The sequence below is a fragment of the Streptomyces lienomycini genome (assembly GCF_027947595.1).
In the GTDB taxonomy this organism is placed as follows: domain Bacteria; phylum Actinomycetota; class Actinomycetes; order Streptomycetales; family Streptomycetaceae; genus Streptomyces; species Streptomyces lienomycini.
In genome coordinates, this window is sequence record NZ_CP116257.1 from 1560098 (window position 1) to 1584452 (window position 24355).

Annotated in this window: 17 protein-coding genes and 1 pseudogene; 14 read left to right on the forward strand and 4 right to left on the reverse strand. The window is 72.0% G+C overall.

Going from position 1 to position 24355, the window contains the following annotated elements:
* The first annotated feature begins 85 nt into the window (after positions 1-85).
* The 3 genes from BJ961_RS07360 (at position 86) to BJ961_RS07370 (ending at position 3780) form a co-directional block, all read left to right on the forward strand.
* Positions 86-271, forward strand: a complete 186-nt coding sequence (locus tag BJ961_RS07360) for a hypothetical protein (RefSeq protein ID WP_271320509.1) — start codon at positions 86-88, stop codon at positions 269-271.
* 104 nt (positions 272-375) lie between these two features.
* Entirely contained in the window at positions 376-3531 is a 3156-nt protein-coding gene (locus BJ961_RS07365) for a helix-turn-helix transcriptional regulator (RefSeq protein ID WP_271320510.1), read from the forward strand.
* A gap of 39 nt (positions 3532-3570) precedes the next feature.
* Positions 3571-3780, forward strand: coding sequence for a DUF6191 domain-containing protein (locus tag BJ961_RS07370; RefSeq protein ID WP_271320511.1), 210 nt, complete (start codon positions 3571-3573; stop codon positions 3778-3780).
* 7 nt (positions 3781-3787) lie between these two features.
* On the opposite strand, the gene BJ961_RS07375 is transcribed toward BJ961_RS07370, so the two are convergent.
* Together BJ961_RS07375 and BJ961_RS07380 are read right to left on the reverse strand one after the other, a co-directional pair.
* Positions 3788-4999, reverse strand: coding sequence for a PQQ-dependent sugar dehydrogenase (locus BJ961_RS07375; protein ID WP_271320512.1), 1212 nt, complete (start codon positions 4997-4999; stop codon positions 3788-3790).
* Positions 5000-5161: 162 nt separating this feature from the next.
* The gene (locus tag BJ961_RS07380) at positions 5162-6160 is read right to left on the reverse strand and encodes an aldo/keto reductase (RefSeq protein ID WP_271320513.1); all 999 of its coding nucleotides are present in this window, start codon (positions 6158-6160) and stop codon (positions 5162-5164) included.
* A 74-nt stretch (positions 6161-6234) separates the two neighbouring features.
* Between BJ961_RS07380 and BJ961_RS07385 the strand changes: the two genes are divergently transcribed.
* From BJ961_RS07385 to serA, 6 genes are all read left to right on the forward strand, one after another.
* Entirely contained in the window at positions 6235-7176 is a 942-nt protein-coding gene (locus BJ961_RS07385) for a 2-hydroxyacid dehydrogenase (protein WP_271320514.1), read from the forward strand.
* A 407-nt stretch (positions 7177-7583) separates the two neighbouring features.
* Positions 7584-10682, forward strand: a complete 3099-nt coding sequence (locus tag BJ961_RS07390; RefSeq protein WP_271320515.1) for an EAL domain-containing protein — start codon at positions 7584-7586, stop codon at positions 10680-10682.
* 241 nt (positions 10683-10923) lie between these two features.
* Positions 10924-12765 carry an acetolactate synthase large subunit gene (locus tag BJ961_RS07395; RefSeq protein WP_271320516.1) on the forward strand — a complete coding sequence of 614 codons (1842 nt, stop codon included), beginning with the start codon at positions 10924-10926 and terminating at the stop codon, positions 12763-12765.
* Positions 12766-12786: 21 nt separating this feature from the next.
* Entirely contained in the window at positions 12787-13311 is a 525-nt protein-coding gene (gene ilvN, locus BJ961_RS07400; protein ID WP_271320517.1) for an acetolactate synthase small subunit, read from the forward strand.
* 117 nt (positions 13312-13428) lie between these two features.
* Positions 13429-14427, forward strand: coding sequence for a ketol-acid reductoisomerase (gene ilvC / locus BJ961_RS07405; protein WP_271320518.1), 999 nt, complete (start codon positions 13429-13431; stop codon positions 14425-14427).
* A gap of 222 nt (positions 14428-14649) precedes the next feature.
* Entirely contained in the window at positions 14650-16239 is a 1590-nt protein-coding gene (gene serA / locus BJ961_RS07410) for a phosphoglycerate dehydrogenase (protein WP_271320519.1), read from the forward strand.
* A gap of 65 nt (positions 16240-16304) precedes the next feature.
* On the opposite strand, the gene BJ961_RS07415 is transcribed toward serA, so the two are convergent.
* Complete coding sequence (locus BJ961_RS07415; RefSeq protein WP_271320520.1) at positions 16305-17870, reverse strand: MFS transporter; 1566 nt, start codon at positions 17868-17870, stop codon at positions 16305-16307.
* 84 nt (positions 17871-17954) lie between these two features.
* On the opposite strand from BJ961_RS07415, the gene BJ961_RS07420 reads away from it, so the two are divergent.
* Positions 17955-18551, forward strand: coding sequence for a TetR/AcrR family transcriptional regulator (locus BJ961_RS07420; RefSeq protein WP_271320521.1), 597 nt, complete (start codon positions 17955-17957; stop codon positions 18549-18551).
* Here BJ961_RS07420 and BJ961_RS07425 read toward each other — a convergent pair.
* Positions 18526-19763 (reverse strand): annotated as a pseudogene (locus tag BJ961_RS07425) (PucR family transcriptional regulator). The gene BJ961_RS07420 and the pseudogene BJ961_RS07425 overlap by 26 nt on opposite strands.
* A gap of 165 nt (positions 19764-19928) precedes the next feature.
* Between BJ961_RS07425 and BJ961_RS07430 the strand changes: the two are divergent.
* From BJ961_RS07430 to BJ961_RS07445, 4 genes are all read left to right on the forward strand, one after another.
* Entirely contained in the window at positions 19929-20909 is a 981-nt protein-coding gene (locus tag BJ961_RS07430) for a proline dehydrogenase family protein (RefSeq protein ID WP_271320522.1), read from the forward strand.
* Between the two features lie 48 nt (positions 20910-20957).
* Entirely contained in the window at positions 20958-22598 is a 1641-nt protein-coding gene (gene pruA / locus BJ961_RS07435; protein WP_271320523.1) for an L-glutamate gamma-semialdehyde dehydrogenase, read from the forward strand.
* Positions 22599-22915: 317 nt separating this feature from the next.
* A complete protein-coding gene (locus BJ961_RS07440) occupies positions 22916-23047 on the forward strand; it encodes a hypothetical protein (RefSeq protein ID WP_007444772.1) in 132 nt (43 codons plus the stop codon).
* An 85-nt stretch (positions 23048-23132) separates the two neighbouring features.
* The gene (locus BJ961_RS07445; RefSeq protein ID WP_271320524.1) at positions 23133-24176 is read left to right on the forward strand and encodes a 3-isopropylmalate dehydrogenase; all 1044 of its coding nucleotides are present in this window, start codon (positions 23133-23135) and stop codon (positions 24174-24176) included.
* Positions 24177-24355: the final 179 nt, after the last annotated feature.

Here is a 24355-nt window from a genome sequence, read left to right on the forward strand (position 1 = left end):
GATGTGGCCCATCCCCCTCGGAGACGAAGGTTGAGGCATCGCAAGAGAGCGAAGCCGAGACCGAAGAGAATCCGAGGGCCGCACCATGTACGAGTACGAGATCCAGCAGTACCGCGCCGCCGACCTCATCCGCCGCGCCGACGAGGCCCGGCGGGCCCGCGAGGTGCTCCGGGCCCGTCGCGCCGCCCGCCGGGAAGCCCGGCACGGCGGTGCCGCGGCGGAGAGCCATACACCGCGGCAGCGCCGGCCCCGGTTCGCCCGGGCCGCGTGAACGGGGGAGCCGGGGAGGGAGGCCGCACGGCCTCCCTCCCCGCCGTCGTTCCGGCCGCCGTCCACTCCGCGAAAACCGGTGCCCCGCTGTCGTACCCGCGTGCGATGCTCGGGCCCGTGGAGACCAGGTCCGTCAGTCCCGTGTTCGTCGGCCGCACCGGCGAGTTGGACACGTTGAACGACGCGCTCGCCCGCGCGACCGGCGGCGCCGCCGCCCGGGCGTCCGCCACCGGGGGAGAGCCGCAGGCACTGCTGCTCGGCGGCGAGGCCGGCGTCGGCAAGACCCGCCTCGTCGAGGAGTTCGCCGCCGCCGCGGTCCGGCGGGGTGCCGTCGTCGCGCTGGGCGGCTGCGTCGAGATCGGCGCCGACGGCCTGCCCTTCGCGTCCTTCTCCACCGCGCTGCGCGCGCTGCGCCGCCACCTGCCCGAGGAGCTGGCGGCCGCCGCCGCCGGGCAGGAGGAGGAGCTGGCCCGGCTGCTGCCCGAACTGGGCGAGGGCACCCCGGGCGGCGGCGGCCGGCACGACGAGGAGAGCATGGCCCGGCTCTTCGAACTCACCGCCCGCCTGCTGGAGCGCGTCGCCGCCCGGCACACCGTCGTCCTCGTCCTCGAGGACCTGCACTGGGCCGACGCCTCCACCCGCCACCTGATCGCCTACCTCCTGCGCACCCTGCGCGCCGGCCGCCTCGTCGTCCTCGCCACCTACCGCTCCGACGACATCCACCGCCGCCACCCGCTGCGCCCCCTGCTCGCCGAACTCGACCGGCTGCGCACCGTCCGCCGCCTCGAACTCGGCCGCCTCACCCGCGACGAGGTGGGCCGCCAGATCGCCGGAATCCTCGCCCACGAACCGGACCCGCTCCAGGTCGACGCGATCTTCGAACGCTCCGACGGCAACGCCTTCTTCGTCGAGGAACTCGCCGTCGCCGCCCACGAGGGCAGCCGCACGGGCCTCACCGACTCCCTGCGCGACCTGCTCCTGGTCCGCGTCGAAGCCCTGCCCGAGAGCGCCCAGCGCGTCGCCCGGATCGTCGCCGAGGGCGGCTCCACCGTCGAGTACCGGCTGCTCGCCGCCGTCGCCCGGCTCGCCGAGGACGACCTCATCGAGGCCCTGCGCTCCGCCGTGAACGCCAACATCCTGCTCCCCGCCCCCGAGGGCGACGGCTACCGCTTCCGCCACTCCCTGGTCCGCGAGGCCGTCGGCGACGACCTGCTCCCCGGCGAACGCTCCCGCCTGAACCGCCGCTACGCCGAAGCCCTGGACGCCGACCCCACGCTGGTGCCCGCCCCCGAGCGCGTGATGCGCCTGGCCAGCTACTGGTACCACGCCCACGACCCCGCCAAGGCCCTGCCGGCCGTCCTGGACGCCTCCGTCGAGGCCCGCCGCCGGCACGCCTACTCCGAGCAGCTGCGGCTGCTGGAACGCGCGATGGAGCTGTGGGACTCCGCCCCCGACGACGTACGCGCCACCCTGCGCCCCGCCGACTGCGCCGAGGTCTACCCTCCCGCCCGGCCCGAACGGCGCGGGGGGACCCCCGGCGGCTGCGACCCGGCCACCGCACCCCTGCGCTACCTGGACCTGATGGCCGAGGCGGCCGTCGCCGGGCGGCTGTGCGGGGAGCGCGAGCGGGCCATGAAGATCACCAAGCGGGCGCTGCGCCTGCTGGAGGACGAACCGGACGCCGGTGCCGGGCCGGGCGCGAGCGGCCGGGACCCGCAGCGCGCCGCCTGGTTCTGGACCCAGCGCTCCCTGCTGGTCCAGGCCCAGGGCCGCGGCGACGGCTGGCGGGAACTGGGCATCGCCCAGGAACTGGTCCGCGGCCTGCCGCCCTCCCAGGTGCACGCCGAGGTGCTGGCCATGTCCGCCAACTGGTCGATGCTCCACAGCCCCGGCCCCGACGCCATGACCGCCGCGGAGCGAGCCGTCGAGTACGCGCGCATGGTCGGCGCCGACGACATCGAGCTGAACGCCCGGCTCACCCTCGGCGGCCTGATGGTGGACGCCGGGCAGATGGACGCGGGTCTCGCGCAGATGTTCCAGGTCAGGGACCTCGTGGTGGCGCAGAACCGGTCCGCCGTCGTCGCCCGCAGCCACGTCAACCTGCCCTCGACCCTGGAGAGCGTCGGCCGCTCGCGGGACGCCCTCGACATCCTGCGCGAGGGCGTCGCACTCACCCGCCGGATGGGCCTGCTGGAGTCCGAGGCCTGGGTCTGGGGCAACCTCGCCGAGTCGCTCATCTCCCTGGGCCGCTGGGACGAGGCGATCGAGGCGGCGGACCGGGCGGGAGCGCCGGGCCGGGGACCCGCCCCGTGCGGCGGCGCCGCCCTCAAGCGCGCCGTCGTCACCCTCGCCCGCGGAGAAGCGGCCGAGGCCGCCCGGCTGCTCGCCCGGGCCCGCGCCGCCTACGGCACCCACGACCCGATGCCGCAGCACCACCTGCCGCTGGCCGCCCTCACCGTGGGCGTCGCCGCGGCGGAGGGCCGCCTCCCCGACGCCCGCGCCGAACTCGTGCGGGTCCTGGACGGGGGCTTCCCGCCCGGCACCCAGCGCTACGGCTGGCCCCTGCTGCTGTCCGCCGCCGCCGCGGAGGCCGACGCGCGCGCCCTGCCGGCCGCCGAAGAGGGCCGCGCGGAGATCCTCGAACGCCTCACCGAGGCCGCGAAGCACCTGACGACCGGGGCCCCGGTCTGGGTCGCCCACGAACACTGGGTCCGCGCCGAACTCCAACGCGCCCGGGGCCGCGACACCCCGCGGCTCTGGTCGGAGGCCGTCAGCGCCTTCGAACGCCTGGAGCGCCCCTACGAACTCGCCCGCGTCCGGCACCGGCTGGCCGGCGCCCTCCTGGCGACCGGCGGCGAGGACGAGCGCGCCCGGGCCACGGAGCTGCTGCGCCTGGCCCGCACCGTCGCCGACCACCTCGGCGCGCGCCCGCTGTCCGACGCCGTCGCCCTGCTCGGTCGGCGTGCCCGCCTGACGCTGGGCCACCCCACCGGACCGCCCCCCACGCCCGAGCCCACGGACCCGGCCGACGCCCTGGGCCTCACCGGCCGGGAGCGCGACGTCCTGCGGCTGGTCTCGGATGGCCGCACCAACCGGCAGATAGCCGGGGAACTCTTCATCTCGCCCAAGACGGCCAGCGTCCACGTGTCCCACATCCTGGCCAAGCTCGGCGTATCCGGCCGTGGCGAGGCGGCGGCCGTGGCCCACCGGCTGGCGCTGTTCCCCCCGGCCGAACGGCTCACGTCCCGTTCGACGGAGTGAGGCTTAGGCTGTAAGGGACGCCGACCGACGGAGGCACTCGTGTTCAACGCATTCGAGGAACTGTTCTCCCCCGGCCGCAAACACACCCAGGACGAGCAGAACCGCCTCGAACTGACCCGCGAGGACGTGGGCGACGGCGACCCCGGTCACGGCCCCATAGACCTCACGTCGGGCAAGGTCGTCGTCCACCGGCCGCGCACCGACCAGGACGCGCAGGACCCGCCGGCCCAGCCCCCGGAAGACGACTAGCGGTCGCCTACCTCACCTCCAGCTCCAGGATCCGGTCGTCGTCGCCCTTCGGGTCGCCGCGCCCGTCCGTGTTGCTGGTGACCAGCCACAGCTTGTCGCCGCCCGCCGGTGCCACCGTGCGCAGGCGGCCGTACTCGCCCTCCAGGAAGGCCTGCGGGTCGGCCGAGGCCTCCGTGCCCTTCAACGGGATCCGCCACAGCCGCTCACCGCGCAGCCCCGCCATCCACACGGAGCCCTCCGCGTAGGCGATGCCGCTGGGGGAGGCCTCGTCGGTGTGCCACTGCGCGAGGGGGTCGTGGAACCCGGAGCCGCCGCCCTCGCCCTCCGCCTCGGGCCATCCGTAGTTGTCGCCCGGCTTGATCGCGTTCAGCTCGTCCCAGGTGTCCTGACCGAACTCCGAGGCGAACAGCCGCTGCTTGTCGTCCCAGGCCAGCCCCTGCACGTTCCGGTGCCCGTACGAGTACACGGGGGAGTCGGGGAAGGGGTTGCCGGGTGCCGGCTCGCCGTCCGGGGTCATCCGCAGGATCTTGCCGCCGAGGGACTTCCTGTCCTGCGACAGTCCCGTGTCGCCGCTCTCGCCCGTGCCCGCGTAGAGCATCTTGTCGGGGCCGAACGCGATCCGCCCGCCGTTGTGGACGACGCCCTTGGGAATGCCCCGGAACACCGTGTCCGGCGCTCCCAACTGCTCGCCCGGCGGCTTCTTCGCGTCGTACAGCATGCGCACGACGCGGTTGTCCGAGGCCGAGGTGAAGTACGCGTAGACCATGTGGTCGGAGGCGTAGTCGGGGGAGAGCGCGATGCCGAGGAGGCCGCCCTCGCCGGACGGGGACACCCCGGGCACCTCGCCCAGCTCCGTCTTCTCGCCCGTCCTCGTGTCGACGCGCGTGATCGTGGCCTCGTCGCGGGAGGAGACCAGCAGGTCGCCGCCCGGCAGCGGGGCCAGGCCCCAGGGACTCTTCAGCCCCGTGGCGACCGTGCGGAGCACCTTCACCGAGCCCTTCGCGGGCGGTGTCTCCTCGGTGGGCGACCCGGCGGGTGAGGACGGGGCCGCCGAACCGGGCGGGGAGGTGCCGCCGTCCGCTCCCGACGGGTCCGCGCCGTCGGAGGAGCCGGAGGAACAGCCGGCCGTCAGCAGGAGAGCGGCGGCCAGCACGGCGGCCGGCACGGCTCGACGTCGCACGATCTTGGTCCCTTCGACGCGGCGGGTTCTCCCTGTCATACACCGCAAGAGCTCTCCAGGTTCCCGATCGCCGAATCCCGAACCCGGCAGCGAGTCCGACGGGACCAGCCCGTCGTCGGGACGGGCCCGGCGGTACGGGCCCGGCGGGACGAGTCCCGCGGCGGAGTCGGCAGCGAGCCCGGCGGCGGACGGCCCCGCGCGTCAGTCCCAGGAACCCTGCGCCGTCGGCAGCGCCCGCACCTCCGCCAGGTCCCGCTCGGTCAGCCGCAGCCCCGCCGCCCCCGCGTTCTGCGTCACCCAGCGCTCCCGCTTGGTGCCCGGCACCGGCACCACGTGCCGCCCCTGCGCCAGCACCCAGGCCAGCGCCACCTGCGCCGCGGTGACCCCGTCGCCGTGCCGGGCCGCGATCCGGCGCAGCGCGGCCACGATCGGCTGGTTGGCGGCCATCATCTCCGCGGTGAAACGGGGGTGCCGGGCCCGCAGGTCCTCCGGTTCGAAGCCCTGGCCGGGCGTCAGCGTGCCGGTCAGGAAGCCGTTGCCCAGCGGCATCGCGGCCAGGAAACCGACACCGCGCGAGACGCACCACGGCAGCAGCGTCCGCAGCGCCTCCGGGGACCACACCGACAGCTCCGCCTGCACCGCGCTCACCGGGAAGACCTGCTGCACCCGCTCCAGTTGCCGGATCGTCGCGTCGTGCAGCCGCGCCCCCGGCCGCCGGGCCGAGCGCGCGCCGACCGCGCAGAGGCCGAGCGCCCGCACCTTCCCGGCCCGCACCAGCTCCGCCATCGCGCCCCAGGTCTCCTCGACGGGTATCTCGGGGTCGGCCCGGTGCAGTTGGTAGAGGTCGATGACGTCCGTCTGGAGCCGGCGCAGGGACGCGTCGCAGGCCCGCTTCACATAGCCGGGGCGGCCGTTGGCCACGATGTGCTGCTCGCCCACCAGCAGGCCGACCTTGGTCGACACGAAGGCGTCGGACCGCCGCTGCCGCAACACCCGCCCCAACAGCAGCTCGTTGGTGAACGGGCCGTACATGTCCGCGGTGTCCAGCAGGGACACGCCCAGGTCGAGGGCCCGGTGCACCGCCCTGACCGACTCGTCGCCCCGCTGCCGCGAGGCGCTGTACGCCCAGTTCATCGGCATGCACCCCAGTCCGACGGCCCCCACCGCGAGTGCCGTCGCGCCGATCGTCCTGCGCTCCACCGGTCGTGACCCTCCCTTGTCGGATCACCCAACCTAACCTCTGCCTCTTCGCCCCCTGACATAGCCTCCTGACCATGACTGCTGACGTGTGGCTGCCCATCCCGCCGGACGAGATCGAGGACCTCCCCGAGGGCCCCGCCTACCGCTACTGGAACGGCGAGGAGACCTTCCCCGCCGACCCGGCCGACTGCGCCTACTACGTCGTCCCCTACATGAAGCCCAGCGGGATCGGCACCCGGCCGCTGCCCGAGATGCGCTCCGTCCGGGTCGTCCAGACCCTCTCCGCGGGCATCGACCACGTGGAGCCCGGCCTGAAGGACCTGCCCGCGGGCGTACGGCTGTGCAACGCGCGCGGCGTGCACGAGGCCAGCACCGCCGAGCTGACCCTGGCCCTGATCCTCGCGTCGCTGCGCGGCATCCCCGACTTCGTGCGGGCACAGGACCGCGGCGAGTGGCTCGGCGGGTTCCGGCCCGCCCTCGCGGACCGCACGGTCCTCATCGTGGGGTACGGATCGATCGGCGCCGCGATCGAGGACCGGCTCGTGCCGTTCGAGGTCGCGCCGGTCGTGCGCGTCGCGCGCTCCGCCCGTGCCACGGAGCGCGGTCCCGTGCATCCGATCACCGAACTCCCCGCCCTGCTGCCGCGGGCGGACGTCGTCGTCCTGACCACACCGCTCACCGAGGACACCCGCGGCCTGGTCGACGCCGAGTTCCTGGCCCGGATGAAGGACGGCGCCCTGCTCGTCAACGTCGCGCGCGGACAGGTCGTCGACACGAAGGCGTTGCTCGCCGAACTGGAGAGCGGGCGCCTGACCGCGGCACTCGACGTGACCGACCCCGAACCGCTGCCGCCGGGCCACCCGTTGTGGCATGCTCCCGGCATAGTCGTCAGCCCGCACGCCGGTGGCCCGACCTCGGCCTTCCTGCCGCGCGCCAAGCGGCTGCTGGTGGACCAGTTGAGCCGTTTCGTGAACCAGGAGCCGCTGCGCAACGTGATCCTGACGACGGGCGCGTAATCCGTTTCGGGCACCCTCCGCAACTCCCCGGACGCGGTGGGTACGCGCATATCCGCTGGTCGTCACAGAGCGTAGAGAACCTATGTCCCTGAGTGACGAGACTGGTGTATCGTCCGACAGGGGATGCGCCGCGCACCGTACGGCGCCGGGGATGGACATCTCAGACTGTGAGGGGGGCGACGGGCGATGCACGGCCTATGGACCAACGACCCGACGCGGCGGAGCCGCCGCCGGCGACCCTGGCGCACGACCACGACCGCGCGCCGACGGGGTCAGCACGGCCACCGAGGCACCCGGACCGACCGCCGCGGCCCTCACCCACGCCTGCCGGACGACCCCGGCAGGCAGACCCCACCGGCCCGCCGGTGCCCGCGGGGCACGGAAGCGGTGCGGACCGGGAGGTCACGGTGAGTCCGCCGCCCACGCCCACCCTCGACGGAGCGCTGCGCACCCGGGAGTCGTCCGGACCGCTGCTGCCCAGGCCGTCGGCCGCCGCCGCCGGGCCGTCCCTCGTCCGCCAGCTCGTGCTGGCCCTCGTCTGCGCCGCCTACGCCGTCGGTGCCGCGCTCGGCTGGGGCTCGCAGTACGTCGCCAAGATCATGGGCGACTTCGGGCTGAGCGCCGCCGCGGGTACCGCGGCCGTGTCCTGCTTCCTCTACGCCCGCGGACGCCGCGTCCGCTTCCGGCCGGCCTGGCTGCTCTTCGCCCTCTCCTCGGCGATGGCATCCCTGGGCAACCTGGTCTGGGGCTGGTACGAGGTCGTGCTGCGGGTGCCGGTCCCCAGCCCCAGCTACGCGGACCTGTTCTTCCTCTGCTTCGCCCCGCCCGCCATCGTCGGCCTGCTGGTGCTGGCCAAACGGCCCGTGACCAAGGCCGGCTGGATCTGCCTGGGCCTGGACGCCTGGCTGATCGGCGGCTCGCTGCTGACCCTGTCCTGGAGCCTGGCGCTCGCCCAGGCGGCCAAGGCCGAGGGCGGATCGAGCGTGGCGCACTCCGCGCTCTCGGTCGCCTACCCGCTGCTCGACATCGCCCTCGTCAGCATGGTGCTCGCGCTGCACTTCAGGCGGTCACCCGTCTGCAGATCCGCCGTCAACACCGCCATCGGCGCGCTCGCCCTCACGGTGATGTGCGACGCCCTGTTCACCTCGCCGCTGCTGCACAACAGCTACCGCTCCGGGCAACTGCTCGACGCGGGCTGGTTCGCCGGATCCCTGCTGCTCGCCTACGCGCCCTGGGCCGCGTCCCGGCGCGGACGTCCGGCGCCGGAGCGGGCGGGCGACGGGGGACACTCCCGCGTGGTGCGCGAACACGTGCCCGGACAGCGCGGTACCGGCCACCAGCCCACGCCGCCCTCCGTACCGCCCGGCACGCCCACCGCACTGCCCGGACCGGGACAGGGCGGCGAGCGGGGCCGCTACCCGGCCGCCCGGCCCATCGCCGGGTCCCTCGCCGCGCTCACGCCGTACCTCGCGGCCGCGGTCTGCACCCTGGGCATCCTCTACAACGTCCTCAACGGCCGCAGCGTCGACCGCGTCGTGCTGCTGACCGGCGGCACCGTGGTGCTCGCGCTCGTCGTCCGGCAGGGCATCATGCTGCTCGACAACATCGTTCTCACCCAGGAACTGGCCCAGAAGGAGAACCACTTCCGCTCCCTGGTCCAGGGCTCCAGCGACGTCATCATGATCGCCGCGCCCAACGGCGTCCTCCGCTACGTGTCCCCGGCCGCCGCCGGTGTCTACGGGCGCCCCGCGGAGGAACTGGTGGGCAGCGAACTGGCCGGACTCATCCACCCCGAGGACCTCGGCTGCGTGGTGCACGAGGTACGCCGGTTCCTCGCCGCCAGCCCCGTCGAGGAACCCACCACGCGCATCGAATGCCGCTTCCGGTCCGGCGGTGGGGGAGGCTGGCTCAACGTCGAGTCGACCGTCAACCGGCACCACGGCGGCCTCATCTTCAACAGCCGTGACGTGACCGAAAGAGTGCGCCTCCAGGCGCAGCTCCAGCACAACGCCGAACACGACCCGCTCACCGACCTGCCCAACCGCGCCCTGTTCACCCGGCGCGTCCAGCAGGCCCTCTCCGGCCGCCGCGCCGCCGACCGGGGCGCCGCCCTGCGCGGCACGGCGGTGCTCTTCATCGACCTCGACGGCTTCAAGGGAGTCAACGACACCATCGGGCACCAGGCCGGGGACGAGCTGCTCGTCCAGGCCGCTCGCAGACTCCACGAGGCCGTCCGCAAGGGGGACACCGCCTCCAGGCTCGGCGGCGACGAGTTCGCGGCCCTCATCGTCGGGGACGGAGCCCGGGACCGCACCGCCCGCGAAGGCCACATCCGGGAACTGGCCGACCGGCTCAGACTGACCCTCTCGCAGCCCTACCTCATCGACGGCAACGACGTCCGGGTCAACGCCTCCATCGGCGTCGCCTTCGCCGAACCCGGCCTGGGCGCGGGCGAGTTGCTGCGCAACGCGGACCTCGCCATGTACCGGGCCAAGGCGGGCGGCAAGGGACGCGTCGAGCTGTACCGAGCGCAGATGCAGCAGGACGTCGTACGCAAGGCCGAGCTGGCCACCCGTCTGCGGGCCGCGCTGCACGACGGGGAGTTCGCGCTGCTGCACCAGCCCGTGGTCTCCCTGACGGACGGCCGGATCACGTCGGTGTGCGCCCAGGCGCGATGGCGCTCCTCGCAAGGTGTGCTGTTCACCCCCGCCGAGTTCCTGCGGGTCGCCGAGGACGGCGACAGAACCGCCGAACTCGACCGCTGGGTCCTGCGCGAGGCCGTCGAACAGGCCGCCGAACGCGCGGCGGCCGGGCAGTCCGTGACCGTGGCCATACGCGTCGGCGCGCGTCGCCTGCTCGACCGGTCCATGCCGCTGGGCTCCGTGGAGACCCTGCTCACCCGGCACGGGCTGCCCCCGGGCTCCCTTGTGATCGAGCTGTCGGACATCGACCCACGGGTCGGCCTCGACGAACTGGACCGCCGGCTCAACGCCCTGCGCAGGGTCGGCGTCCGGATCGCACTGGACGGCTTCGGCAACGGCTACGCGGCGATCACCGCGCTGCGCCGCCTGCCCGTGGACGTCCTCAAGCTCGACCGCGGCCTGATCGAGGGCGTCGTGGAATCCGCACGGCTGCACAAGATCACCAGCGGTCTGCTGCGCATCGCCACCGACCTCGGACTGAAGTCCGTGGCCGACGGCGTGGACCTGCCCGAGCAGATCGTCGCCCTGCGCGCGATGGGCTGCACACACGGACAGGGCATGGCGTTCTCCGGCGCGCTGGACGAGTACCGACTGCGCAGAGCGCTCGGAACCGGCCACTACCCGGTGCCGCACGGGCTGGCCGAACCGGCCTTCGCGGGCGGTGGTGCCGGGGTGTACACCAAGGGCGTCGGCGGTGCCGCCACCGGCCAGGTCGGCGGGGGTGTCCCCGCCGGACTGCCGGCCGTCCTGAGTGGTGGCACGGCCCTTCGCTCACATAATGAGACTCCCGTCCCACCCACTTGACAGTGAGTGCGCGCCGGGGGGAGGGTCAGTGCCATGCGCACCCGAATTCTCGTACTTGGAAAGCGCGTCGGCTGAAGCTGGTGATGTCCGGGCCGACCCGGACTCCCCGCGACCCACCCCGGCGCGCTCCCCTCGCTTGCCTTATGGCACGAGGGGTTTTTTGTTGCACAGGCACCTGCCGAGCAGCAGCCCAGATCGCACAAAACTCGCAAAAACCCTCAGCATCGAGAAGAGAACGCCGATGACCGAGCAGGCCACCGGGGCCCACCCGCAGCCCCGGCCCCGATCCGGAGGACAGTCCGCCCCCGAGCACGTCACGGGTGCGCAGTCCCTCATTCGCTCTCTCGAGGAGGTCGGCGCCGACACCGTATTCGGCATTCCCGGTGGCACGATCCTTCCGGCCTACGACCCGCTGATGGACTCCACCAAGGTGCGCCACGTCCTGGTCCGCCACGAGCAGGGCGCAGGCCACGCCGCCACCGGCTACGCGCAGGCCACCGGCAAGGTCGGCGTCTGCATGGCGACCTCGGGGCCCGGCGCCACCAACCTGGTCACCCCGATCGCCGACGCCAACCTGGACTCCGTGCCACTGGTCGCGATCACCGGGCAGGTGGTGTCCTCCGCGATCGGCACGGACGCCTTCCAGGAGGCGGACATCGTCGGCATCACCATGCCGGTCACCAAGCACAGCTTCCTGGTCACCAAGGCCGAGGACATCCCCCGGGTGATCGCGCAGGCGTTCCACATCGCCTCCACCGGCCGCCCCGGCCCCGTCCTGGTCGACATCCCCAAGGACATCCTCCAGAAGAAGACCACCTTCTCCTGGCCGCCGGTCATGGACCTGCCCGGCTACCGCCCGGTCACCAAGCCGCACGCCAAGCAGATCCGCGAGGCGGCCAAGCTCATCACCGCCGCCAAGCGCCCCGTGCTCTACGTCGGCGGCGGCGTCCTCAAGGCCGGTGCCACCGCCGAGCTGAAGGTCCTCGCCGAACTCACCGGAGCGCCCGTCACCACCACCCTGATGGCGCTCGGCGCGTTCCCCGACAGCCACCCGCTGCACGTGGGAATGCCGGGCATGCACGGTGCGGTCACCGCCGTCACCGCGCTGCAGAAGGCCGATCTGATCGTCGCCCTCGGAGCCCGCTTCGACGACCGCGTCACCGGCAAGCTGGACAGCTTCGCCCCGTACGCCAAGATCGTCCACGCCGACATCGACCCGGCCGAGATCGGCAAGAACCGCGCCGCCGACGTCCCGATCGTCGGCGACGCCCGCGAGGTCGTCGCCGACCTCGTGCAGGCCGTCCAGAAGGAGCACGACGAGGGCAACAAGGGCGACTACACCGCCTGGTGGAAGGACCTGAGCCGCTGGCGCGAGACCTACCCCCTCGGCTACGACCAGCCCGGGGACGGCTCGCTCTCCCCGCAGCAGGTCATCGAGCGCGTCGGGCAACTGGCGCCCGAGGGCACGATCTTCGCGGCCGGTGTCGGCCAGCACCAGATGTGGGCCGCGCACTTCGTCCAGTACGACAAGCCCGCCACCTGGCTGAACTCCGGCGGCGCCGGAACCATGGGCTACGCCGTCCCGGCCGCCATGGGCGCCAAGGCCGGCCGGCCCGACCGGGCCGTCTGGGCGATCGACGGCGACGGCTGCTTCCAGATGACCAACCAGGAACTGACCACCTGCGCCCTGAACAACATCCCGATCAAGGTCGCCATCATCAACAACGGCGCCCTCGGGATGGTCCGCCAGTGGCAGACCCTGTTCTACAACCAGCGCTACTCCAACACCGTTCTGCACTCCGGCCCCGAGGACGTCAACCCGGACGCGCGCGGCACCCGCGTCCCCGACTTCGTGAAGCTGTCGGAGGCGATGGGCTGCTACGCCATCCGCTGCGAGGACCCCGCCGACCTCGACAAGGTGATCGAGGAGGCCAACTCCATCAACGACCGCCCCGTCGTCGTCGACTTCATCGTCCACGAGGACGCGATGGTCTGGCCGATGGTCGCCGCCGGCACCTCCAACGACGAGATCATGGCCGCCCGGGACGTCCGCCCCGACTTCGGCGACAACGAAGACGACTGAGCGAGAGAGACCGAAGAGACCATGTCCAAGCACACGCTCTCCGTCCTGGTGGAGAACACGCCCGGCGTCCTGGCGCGGATCACCGCCCTCTTCTCCCGCCGCGGCTTCAACATCGACTCGCTCGCGGTCGGCGTCACCGAGCACCCCGACATCTCGCGCATCACCATCGTGGTCAGCGTCGAGGAGTTCCCGCTCGAGCAGGTGACCAAGCAGCTCAACAAGCTCGTCAACGTGCTCAAGATCGTCGAGCTGGAGTCCGCCCAGGCCGTCCAGCGCGAACTCGTTCTGGTGAAGGTGCGCTCCGACAACGAGACGCGCTCCCAGATCGTCGAGATCGTCCAGCTCTTCCGCGCGAAGACCGTCGACGTCTCCCCGGAGGCCGTGACCATCGAGGCCACCGGCAGCAGCGACAAGCTGACCGCCATGCTCAGGATGCTGGAACCGTACGGCATCAAGGAGCTCGTCCAGTCCGGCACGATCGCCATCGGCCGCGGTGCCCGTTCGATCACGGACCGCTCGCTGCGCGCACTCGACCGGTCCGCGTAACGACGGAAGCGGGCGGCCGGCCCCCGGGCGGGCCGCCCGTATCGCGAGACCCCGAAACTTCCCTTCCCCTCACCGGCATACGGTGGGACGCAACACCGCACACAAGGAGAGAACCCAGTGGCCGAGCTGTTCTACGACGCCGACGCCGACCTGTCCATCATCCAGGGCCGCAAGGTCGCGGTCATCGGGTACGGCAGCCAGGGCCACGCCCACGCCCTGTCGCTGCGCGACTCCGGTGTCGACGTGCGCGTCGGTCTGCACGAGGGCTCCAAGTCCAAGGCCAAGGCCGAGGAGCAGGGCCTGCGCGTGGTGAGCCCGTCCGAGGCCGCCGCCGAGGCCGACGTCATCATGATCCTGGTCCCGGACCCCATCCAGGGCGAGGTCTACGAGAAGGACATCAAGGACAACCTGAAGGACGGCGACGCGCTGTTCTTCGGCCACGGCCTGAACATCCGCTACGGCTTCATCAAGCCCCCGGCCGGCGTGGACGTCTGCATGGTCGCCCCCAAGGGCCCGGGCCACCTGGTGCGCCGCCAGTACGAGGAGGGCCGCGGCGTTCCCTGCATCGCGGCCGTCGAGCAGGACGCCACGGGCAACGCCTTCGCGCTCGCCCTGTCGTACGCGAAGGGCATCGGCGGCACCCGCGCCGGCGTCATCAAGACGACCTTCACCGAGGAGACCGAGACCGACCTCTTCGGCGAGCAGGCCGTTCTGTGCGGTGGCACGGCCGCGCTGGTCAAGGCGGGCTTCGAGACCCTGACCGAGGCCGGCTACCAGCCGGAGATCGCCTACTTCGAGTGCCTGCACGAGCTGAAGCTCATCGTGGACCTCATGTACGAGGGCGGCCTGGAGAAGATGCGCTGGTCGATCTCCGAGACCGCCGAGTGGGGCGACTACGTCACCGGCCCGCGGATCATCACCGACGCCACCAAGGCCGAGATGAAGAAGGTCCTCGCCGAGATCCAGGACGGCACCTTCGCCAAGAACTGGATGGACGAGTACCACGGCGGTCTGAAGAAGTACAACGAGTACAAGAAGCAGGACTCCGAGCACCTGCTGGAGACCACCGGCAAGGAGCTGCGCAAGCTCATGAGCTGGGTCGACGAAGAGGCGTAAGCCGTTCGCCCGGTGGCGGCGCCCGAGACCCGGGCGCCGCCACCGGGTTCCCCTTCCGGGTGATGCTTCCGAAGAGGCACCGGACGACGCCCGCCACGCCACTACACTGCTGAACACATACGCGTCGGGCCCACAGCGTCGTGCGTCTTCCACGCGGCTAGCACCCCTCCACCGCATGCGGCCGTCGGGACGGCCGTCCGCATTGGACTTGTGAGGACTCACGTGAGCTCGAAACCTGTCGTACTCATCGCTGAAGAGCTGTCGCCCGCGACCGTGGACGCGCTCGGCCCCGACTTCGAGATCCGCCAGTGCAACGGCGCGGACCGGGCCGAACTGCTCCCCGCCATCGCCGACGTGGACGCGATCCTGGTGCGCTCCGCCACCAAGGTCGACGCCGAGGCCGTCGCCGCCGCCAAGAAGCTGAAGGTCGTCGCCCGCGCCGGTGTCGGCCTGGACAACGTCGACGTCGCCGCCGCCACCAAGGCCGGCGTGATGGTGGTCAACGCCCCGACCTCCAACATCGTCACCGCCGCCGAGCTGGCCTGCGGCCTCATCGTCGCCACCGCCCGCAACATCCCGCAGGCCAACGCCGCGCTGAAGAACGGCGAGTGGAAGCGCAGCAAGTACACCGGTGTGGAGCTGGCCGAGAAGACCCTCGGCGTCGTCGGCCTCGGCCGCATCGGCGCCCTGGTCGCGCAGCGCATGTCGGCCTTCGGCATGAAGGTCGTCGCCTACGACCCCTACGTGCAGCCCGCGCGGGCCGCGCAGATGGGCGTCAAGGTGCTGTCGCTGGACGAGTTGCTCGAGGTCTCCGACTTCATCACCGTCCACCTGCCCAAGACCCCCGAGACCCTCGGCCTGATCGGCGACGAGGCGCTGCGCAAGGTCAAGCCGAGCGTCCGCATCGTCAACGCCGCGCGCGGCGGCATCGTCGACGAGGAGGCGCTGTACTCGGCGCTCAAGGAGGGCCGCGTCGCCGGCGCCGGCCTCGACGTGTACGCCAAGGAGCCGTGCACGGACTCGCCGCTGTTCGAGTTCGACCAGGTCGTCGCCACCCCGCACCTCGGTGCCTCCACCGACGAGGCCCAGGAGAAGGCGGGCATCGCCGTCGCCAAGTCGGTGCGCCTCGCCCTCGCCGGTGAGCTGGTCCCCGACGCGGTCAACGTCCAGGGCGGTGTCATCGCCGAGGACGTCAAGCCGGGCCTGCCGCTCGCCGAGCGCCTCGGCCGCATCTTCACCGCGCTCGCCGGTGAGGTCGCCGTCCGCCTCGACGTCGAGGTCTACGGCGAGATCACCCAGCACGACGTGAAGGTGCTGGAACTCTCCGCTCTCAAGGGCGTCTTCGAGGACGTCGTCGACGAGACGGTGTCGTACGTCAACGCCCCGCTGTTCGCCCAGGAGCGCGGCGTCGAGGTGCGGCTGACCACCAGCTCCGAGTCGCCGGAGCACCGCAACGTCGTCATCGTGCGCGGCACCCTCGCGGACGGCGAGGAGGTGTCGGTCTCCGGCACGCTGGCCGGCCCGAAGCACCTCCAGAAGATCGTCGCCGTCGGCGAGTACGACGTGGACCTCGCCCTCGCCGACCACATGGTCGTCCTCCGCTACGAGGACCGTCCCGGTGTCGTCGGCACCGTCGGCCGTGTCATCGGCGAGGCCGGCATCAACATCGCCGGCATGCAGGTCGCGCGTGCGACGGTGGGCGGCGAGGCGCTGGCCGTGCTGACCGTCGACGACACGGTGCCCGCCGGAGTGCTGGCGGAGGTCTCGGCGGAGATCGGGGCCACGTCCGCCCGGTCCGTCAACCTCGTCTGAGGCGACCGTACCCGGGGGCTGCCGCCCCCGGGTCCCCCGCTCACGGCCCTGAACGGGCCTTGTCCTCAAACTCCCCCGGAGGGGGCGCCCCCAAGCGGGCTGAGTCGGTCAGTCGCTCCGGCGTCTGCCGTCTCCGCCTCCGGGCGCACCCGGATGTGCCGCAGCCCCCTCGCCGCCAGGCCCGCCGCGGCGAGGAGCAGCAGCGCCGCCCCGATCGCGGCGCCCCGCATCCCGTCGGTGAACGCCTCGCGTGCCGCCGCGGCCAGGGCGTCTCCCGCGCGCCCGGGAACGTCGGCGGCGACGGCCAGCGCCCCGCCCAGCGTCTCCCGCGCCGGGGCGGGTGCGCCGGAGGGGATGCCGTGGCGGTAGAGGGCCGTGCCGATGGAGCCGAGCGCGGCCATGCCCAGGGCGCCGCCGAACTCGGTACCGGTCTCCAGCAGTGAGGAGGCCGAGCCCGCCTTCTCCACCGGGGCCGAGCCGATGGCCAGGTCGGTGAGCTGGGACATCACGACGACGATGCCGGCCGCGAGTACACCGGACGCGGCCAGCACCAGCCACAGCGAGTCCGTACCGGCCAGGGCCAGCAGCCCGTAGCCTCCCGCCCCGACGACGAAGCCCGCGGTCACGAGGTACGCGCGCTCGACGCCCCGCTGGACCAGCAGGGCGGCCACCGGTGCGGCGGCGCCGATGAGCACCGACGGCAGCAGGCTCCACAGCGCGGCCTGAAGCGCGCTCTTGCCCAGGACCGACTGCAGGTACTGGGTGGTGAAGTACGCCGAGCCCATCATCCCGAAGGCCGACAGGCTGTTGAGGACGAGCGCCGGGGTGAAACCGTGCCCGCGGAAGAGGGCGGGCGAGATCATCGGCGAGGCCGACGTCCGCTGCCGGTGCACGAACAGGGCCGCGAACAGCAGACCGACGGTGATCGAGACGGCGTAGCGGACGTTCCAGCCCTCGGAGGGCAGTTCCTTGAGTCCGTAGACCACGGGCAGCACCGCCGCCATCGACAGTGGGACGCTCAGCAGGTCGAAGCGGCCGGGGGAGGGGTTCTTCGACTCGGGGAGCAGCACCGGGCCGAGGACCAGCAGCAGGGCCATCGCGGGCAGGTTGACCAGGAAGACCGAGCCCCACCAGAAGTGTTCGACGAGGACGCCGCTCATCACCGAACCGAGCGCGATCCCGGCCGTCATCACCCCGGACCACAGGCCGATCGCCTTCGCCCGCTGGGCGGGGTCGGTGAACATCGTGCGGACCAGCGCCATCGTGGACGGCATCAGTGTCGCGCCGCCGACACCGAGGACCGCGCGGGCCGCGATGAGCGTCTCGGCGGTGTGCGCGTAGGCCGCGAGCAGGGAGGCGGCGCCGAAGGCCGCCGCGCCGAACAGGAGCAGCCTGCGGCGGCCGATGCGGTCGCCCAGCGACCCCATCGTCATCAGCAGGCCGGCCAGGACGAAGCCGTAGATGTCGAAGATCCACAGCTGCTGGGTGCCGCTCGGCTCCAGGTCCGCGCTGATCTCCGGGATGGCGAAGTAGAGGACGGAGACGTCCATCGAGACCAGCAGCAGCGGGAGCATCAGCACGACGAGCGCGGTCCACTCGCGTCGGCCGGCCCGGGACGGGTTCGTTGTCATGACGGTGACTGTACGCATGTCTTATACGCTTGTCTATGACGCTTGTATAAGACGTGTGTATGGACAGATGGGTAGGGTGACGGCATGGGACACCGTGAGGATCTGCTCGAAGGCGCCAAGCGCTGCCTGCTCGCCAAGGGGTTCGTACGCACGACGGCCCGCGACATCGTCAAGGAGTCCGGGACCAACCTGGCGTCCATCGGCTACCACTACGGTTCGAAGGCCGCCCTGCTCGCCCAGGCCTACGTGGCGCTGGTCGAGGACATGGGCGACGCCTTCGAGGGCGACGCGACCGTGTTCGACACCGAGCCCGGCTCCGTGGAGCGGTTCCAGCAGGTGTGGTCGAACATCGTCGCCACCATGAAGGAGCCGGGCTCGGTATGGCGCCTCAGCATGGAGGTCCTCGCCCTCGGCGACCGGCTCCCCGAGGTCCGCGAGCACCTCGGGGCGGCGCAGCGTGAGGCCGGACGCGGTGTGATCCCGCTGCTGATGGGCGGCCGGGAGGAGGACGTCTCCGACGCGGAGGCCGAGACCCTCGGCATGTTCTACGTGACCCTGATGACGGGCCTGATCGCCCAGTGGACGTTCGACCCGAAGACCGCGCCCGACGGCGAGCGGCTGGCCGACGGCCTGCGCCAGGTGGTCGAGGCGGCCACTAGGGCCGCAGGCGACGCGCCTTGAGAGCCATGTGCAGCAGCAGCCGGTCCTCGCCGTCGTCCAGGTCCAGGCCCGTGAGCTGTTCGACGCGTGAGAGGCGGTAGTACAGCGTCTGGCGGTGGATGCCCAGCTCGGCGGCCGTGCGCCCGGCCTGGCCCGCACGGTCCAGGTACACCTCGGCGGTGCGGGCGAGTTCCCGGTGCGCGGGGGACAGCAGTGCCCGCACGGCCGGATCGTGGGCCGACCGCGCCGGCAGCGCGGTCAGCAGACGGAACGCCCCGATCGACGTCCACTGCGCGACCGGCCCGAACCGCGACTCCGCACGCGCCGCCCGGGCCGCCGCCGACGCCTCCCACCAGGCGGCCCCCAGCTCCGCGAGCCCCGCGCGCGGCGCGGAGACGCCCGCCGCGACCCCCGGCCCGTCCCCGCCCCGGGCCCCGACCCGCTCCAGCAGCCGCCCCGCCGCCGACGTCGCCGGCGTCGGCACGTCGGTCGAGCGCAACCGGACCAGCAGCGCCAGCGACACACCCGTGGCCCCCACGGCACCGTGCACAGGGCCGTCGCCCCCGGCACCGTACGGACCGAGGGGGCGTCGTCGGGGCCGGCCGACGGCCAGGGCGCCACGCAGACCACCGCGTGCGGGGTGTCCGCCCGGGCGCCGAGCGCGGTGCGCAGCTCCGCCACCGCCATGTCCCGCTGCCAGTCCCGCTCCGCCGTCAGCACCGCCCGCAGCTCCCGGCTCAGATCCGCGCCGTGCTGCGCCTCGTCGGCGAGCAGCGCGCCGATCCGCGCCGTGACCTCCATGGCCGCCGCCAGCTGCCGCTCGGTCGGGCCCGGGTCGGTGTCCAGCAGCCATACGTAGCCGAGAACCACCCCCCGATGGCGTACCGGCAGACAGGTGCGCCCCCGGTACACGCCCGCCTCGGGCGTCGGCGGGATACGGACCGGGCCGGTCGCACGGGTGATGCCGAAGCCCTCGAACCACGCCCGCACCGCCGCCGTGGAGCGCCGGGTGAGGATCGAGCGGGTGCGCACCGGGTCCAGGGCGGAGGGGTCGAGGTCGCCCTCGCTGTTGTACGCGCCGAAGGCGATCAGCTCGAAGTCGCGGTTCTCCAGGGTCGCGGGCGCACCGAGCAGCTCCGAGATCTCGTCGACCAGCTCCTGGTAGTCACCACGGGTACCACCGGAGCCTGTGGAACCTCTGGAATCCGACGTCACCCGGGCATTCTGCCGCATATGCGCGCCCCCTTCATACATCTGTCTGAGATCCGCGGCACGGATGCGTGACAGCTGTCGATGGCCGACGATCGGGAGGATCCTTAGATTTCACGGTGGTTCTCCGTGCCGTTCCCGGTTCGTCGGGCAGCGGCCCCTGTGTTGGTTGGTAAGTGGAGGTGCCCCGTGCTGGGTCCCGTGATTCTCGCCGCGTCGCGCAGCGACCGGATGCGTCGTCTTGTGTCTGCCGCGCCCGTGACGAAGCCGGTCGTCGACCGGTTCATCCCCGGCGAGACGGTCGACCAGATCGTGCCGATCGTCCGGGAGCTGACCGATCAGGGCCTGGAGCTGACGATGGACGTCGTCGGCGAGGACATCACCACCCCCGCGCAGGCCGAGGCCGCCCGTGACGCGTACCTGGAGCTGATCGACCGGCTCAAGTCCCTGGAGCTGGGCACCCGCGCCGAGATGTCGGTGAAGCTCTCCATGTTCGGCCAGGCCCTCCCGTCGCCCACCACCGCCCTCAACGGAGGGGCCTCCGGCCCCGAAGCCGCATTCCACGGGGGCCACGAGCTGGCCCTGGGCAATGTCCGCCCGGTCGTCGAGGCCGCCGCCGAGATCGGCACCACCGTCACCCTCGACGCGGAGGACCACACCACCCTCGACTCGATGTTCGCCATCCACGAGGAGCTGCGGAAGGATTTCCCGCAGACCGGCTGCGTCATCCAGGCCTACCTCTTCCGCACGGAGGCCGACGCGCGCCGCCTCGCCGACAGCGGCTCTCGCGTACGGTTGGTCAAGGGCGCCTACAAGGAGCCCGCAGAGGTCGCGTACCAGCAGCGCCACGAGATCGACAAGGCGTACGTCCGCATCCTGCGCACCCTGATGGAGGGCGAGGGCTACCCGATGATCGGGTCCCACGACCCGCGCCTGATCTCCATCGGCCAGGAGCTGGCCCGCACCGCCGGGCGCAAGCTCGACGAGTACGAGTTCCAGATGCTGTACGGCATCCGCGGCGACGAGCACCTGCGGCTCGCCGCCGAGGGCCACCGCATGCGCGTCTACACCGCCTACGGCACCGACTGGTACGGCTACTTCATGCGCCGTCTCGCGGAGAAGCCGGCCAACCTCCGGTTCTTCGCCCGCTCGATGGTGAGCAAGGGCTGAGCCCGCACCGCTCGCACAACCCGCTCAAGTCAAGGAGTAACGGAACCCATGGACGCTGTGACCCAGGTCCCCACGCCCGTCAACGAGCCGGTGCACGGCTACGCCCCCGGTTCCCCGGAGCGCGCCCGTCTGGAGGAGAAGCTCCGACACCTCGCCGACAACCCGGTTGATCTGCCCTGCACCATCGGCGGTGTGAAGCGGATGGGCGGCGGTGAGCGCTTCGACGTCGTGCAGCCGCACAACCACAAGTCCCGCCTGGGCACCTACGCCAACGCCACGCAGGCGGACGCCCAGGACGCGATCGACGCCGCCCTGGCCGCGGCCCCCGCGTGGCGGGCGATGTCCTTCGACGACCGCGCGGCGATCATCCTGCGCGCCGCCGAGCTGCTGTCCGGACCCTGGCGCGAGACCATCGCCGCCTCCACCATGCTCGGCCAGTCCAAGACCGCCCAGCAGGCCGAGATCGACAGCCCCTGCGAGCTGATCGACTTCTGGCGCTTCAACGTCCACTACGCCCGGGGCATCCTGGCCGAGCAGCCCCCGGCCAACTCCCCGGGCGTGTGGAACCGCATGGACCACCGCCCGCTGGAGGGCTTCGTCTACGCGATCACGCCCTTCAACTTCAGCGCGATCGCGGCGAACCTGCCCACCGCCCCCGCCCTGATGGGCAACGTGGTGGTCTGGAAGCCGTCCCCGACGCAGACCCACGCCGCCGTGCTGCTCATGCAGCTCCTGGAGGAGGCCGGGCTGCCCAAGGGCGTCATCAACCTCGTCACCGGCGACGGCATCGAGGTGTCCAAGGTCGCCCTGGAGCACCGGGACCTCGCGGGCATCCACTTCACCGGCTCGACCAAGACCTTCCAGCACCTGTGGAAGACGGTCGGCAACAACATCGAGAAGTACCGCACCTACCCGCGCCTGGTCGGCGAGACCGGCGGCAAGGACTTCCTCGTCGCCCACCCCAGCGCCGACCGCGCCGTGCTCAAGACCGCGCTGACCCGCGGTGCCTTCGAGTACCAGGGCCAGAAGTGCAGCGCCACCTCCCGCGCGTACATCCCGGCGTCCATCTGGAACGACGGGTTCAAGGAGGAGTTCGCCGCCGAGGTCGACTACCTCACCATGGGTGACGTCACCGACCTGTCGAACTTCGTCGGCGCCGTCATCGACGAGCGGTCCTTCGCCAAGAACAAGGCCGTCATCGACCGCGCCAAGGCGGACGAGACCTGCACGATCGTCGCGGGCGGCTCCTACGACGACTCGGTCGGCTACTTCGTCCGCCCGACCGTCGTCGAGTGCACCGACCCGGAGAACGAGGTCTTCCGCACCGAGTACTTCGGCCCGTTCCTCGCCGTGCACGTGTACGACGACAGCGCCGACGGCGCGTACGACGCGATGCTGACCCAGATGGAGTCGGTCTCCGACTACGCCCTCACCGGCTCGGTCGTCTCGAACGACCGCGCGGCGGCGGCGTACACGATGGAGAAGCTGCGCTACGCGGCCGGCAACTTCTACATCAACGACAAGTCGACCGGCGCCGTCGTCGGCCAGCAGCCCTTCGGCGGCGGCCGTGCCTCCGGCACCAACGACAAGGCCGGTGCCCCGCAGAACCTGATGCGCTGGACGCTGACCCGCGCCATCAAGGAGACGCTGGTCGCGCCGACCGACTACACGTACCCGCACATGGGCTGACACCCGCGCGCGAAACGCCCGGGGGGCCAGGTCGACCGACCTGGCCCCCCGGGCGTTCTCGCAGCTCGCGGCCGTGTGACCGACGGCACCGTCTCAGATAGTAGGAAGTCCGAGTAATTGTGGAGACAGACGCTCCGCACTCCCTTAACTTTGTAGGAGCCGAACGTCCCGCTCGATCGAGCGAATGGCGGTCGTGAGCCCGTGCCCCGTGCAGGCAACCCCTGCGGCACCGTGCTCCCCGCCCCTTCCGGCGTCCGCACGCACCCTCGTTCTCGAAGACTTTCCGCGCTCCCCTTGTGCCGAAGGAGTCGATTCCCATGGCCGAGACGACCGTCCGCCGCCGAGTCCGCCACCTCTCCCGTACGAGCGACTCCGACCGCAAGAACGCCGCGGCCGCCCTCCAGCGCGCCCTCGACCGCCGGGACAACGGCGGCGCCACCGGCCACTGAGCGCGGCCGGACGCGGAGCGACAGGCGGTGTCCGCATGCCGGACGCCGCATGTCATCCCGTGGGACGGAGGGTAGGGTGCTGCGCATGTCTCGCAGCCTCAATCTCGCAGTGATCCCCGGTGACGGCATCGGCCGGGAGGTCGTGGCCGAAGGCCTGAAGGTCCTCTCCGCCGTCCTTCCGCAGGATGTGAAGCTGGAGACCAAGGAGTTCGACTTCGGCGCCCGCCGCTACCACGCCACCGGTGAGACCCTCACCGACGCCGACCTCGACGCCCTCAAGGGCCACGACGCCATCCTGCTCGGCGCGATCGGCGACCCCTCGGTACCGTCCGGCGTCCTGGAGCGCGGCTTCCTGCTCAAGCTCCGCTTCGCCTTCGACCACCACGTCAACCTGCGCCCGAGCAGGCTCCTGCCCGGCGTCGCCACCCCCCTCGCCGGCCAGCCCGAGATCGACTTCGTCGTCGTCCGCGAGGGCACCGAGGGCCCCTACACCGGCAACGGCGGCACCATCCGCAAGGGCACCGAGCACGAGGTCGCCACCGAGGTCTCCGTCAACACGGCCTACGGCGTCGAGCGCGTCGTCCGCGACGCCTTCGCCCGCGCCCAGGCCCGCCCCCGCAAGAAGCTGGCGCTGATCCACAAGAACAACGTGCTCACCTTCGCGGGCCACCTGTGGACGAACGTGTTCAACAAGGTGGCCGCCGAGTACCCCGAGGTCACCACCGAGTACATGCACGTCGACGCGGCGACGATCTACCTCGTCACCCAGCCCGAGCGCTTCGACGTGATCGTCACCGACAACCTCTTCGGCGACATCATCACCGACCTCGCCGCGGCCGTCTCCGGCGGCATCGGCGTCGCCGCCAGCGGGAACATCAACCCGTCCGGCGACTTCCCCTCGATGTTCGAGCCGGTCCACGGCTCCGCGCCCGACATCGCCGGCCAGGGCAAGGCCGACCCCACCGCCACGGTCCTGTCCGTCGCCCTGCTGCTGCGCCACCTCGGCCACGAGGACGAGGCGGCCCGCATCGAGGACGCCGTCTCCGCCGACCTCGGCGCCCGCGGCGACCTCCCCGCCCGGAGCACCTCCGAGATCGGCGACGCACTCGCCGTACGCGTAGCCGGCTGATCCGGCGCACTCGGAATCCAACCTTTCGAAGCCGCCGGGTCCGCGAAACAAGGGCACCCGGCGGCTTTCTCCTGCGTCCGCCAGGTGCGACCATCGAACCCTGGGCCGCATTCACCCCGTCTCACCCGTCGCCGCCCACGCGTCCGTCCGTACGGCAGTCCGTGCGCGATAATCGAACG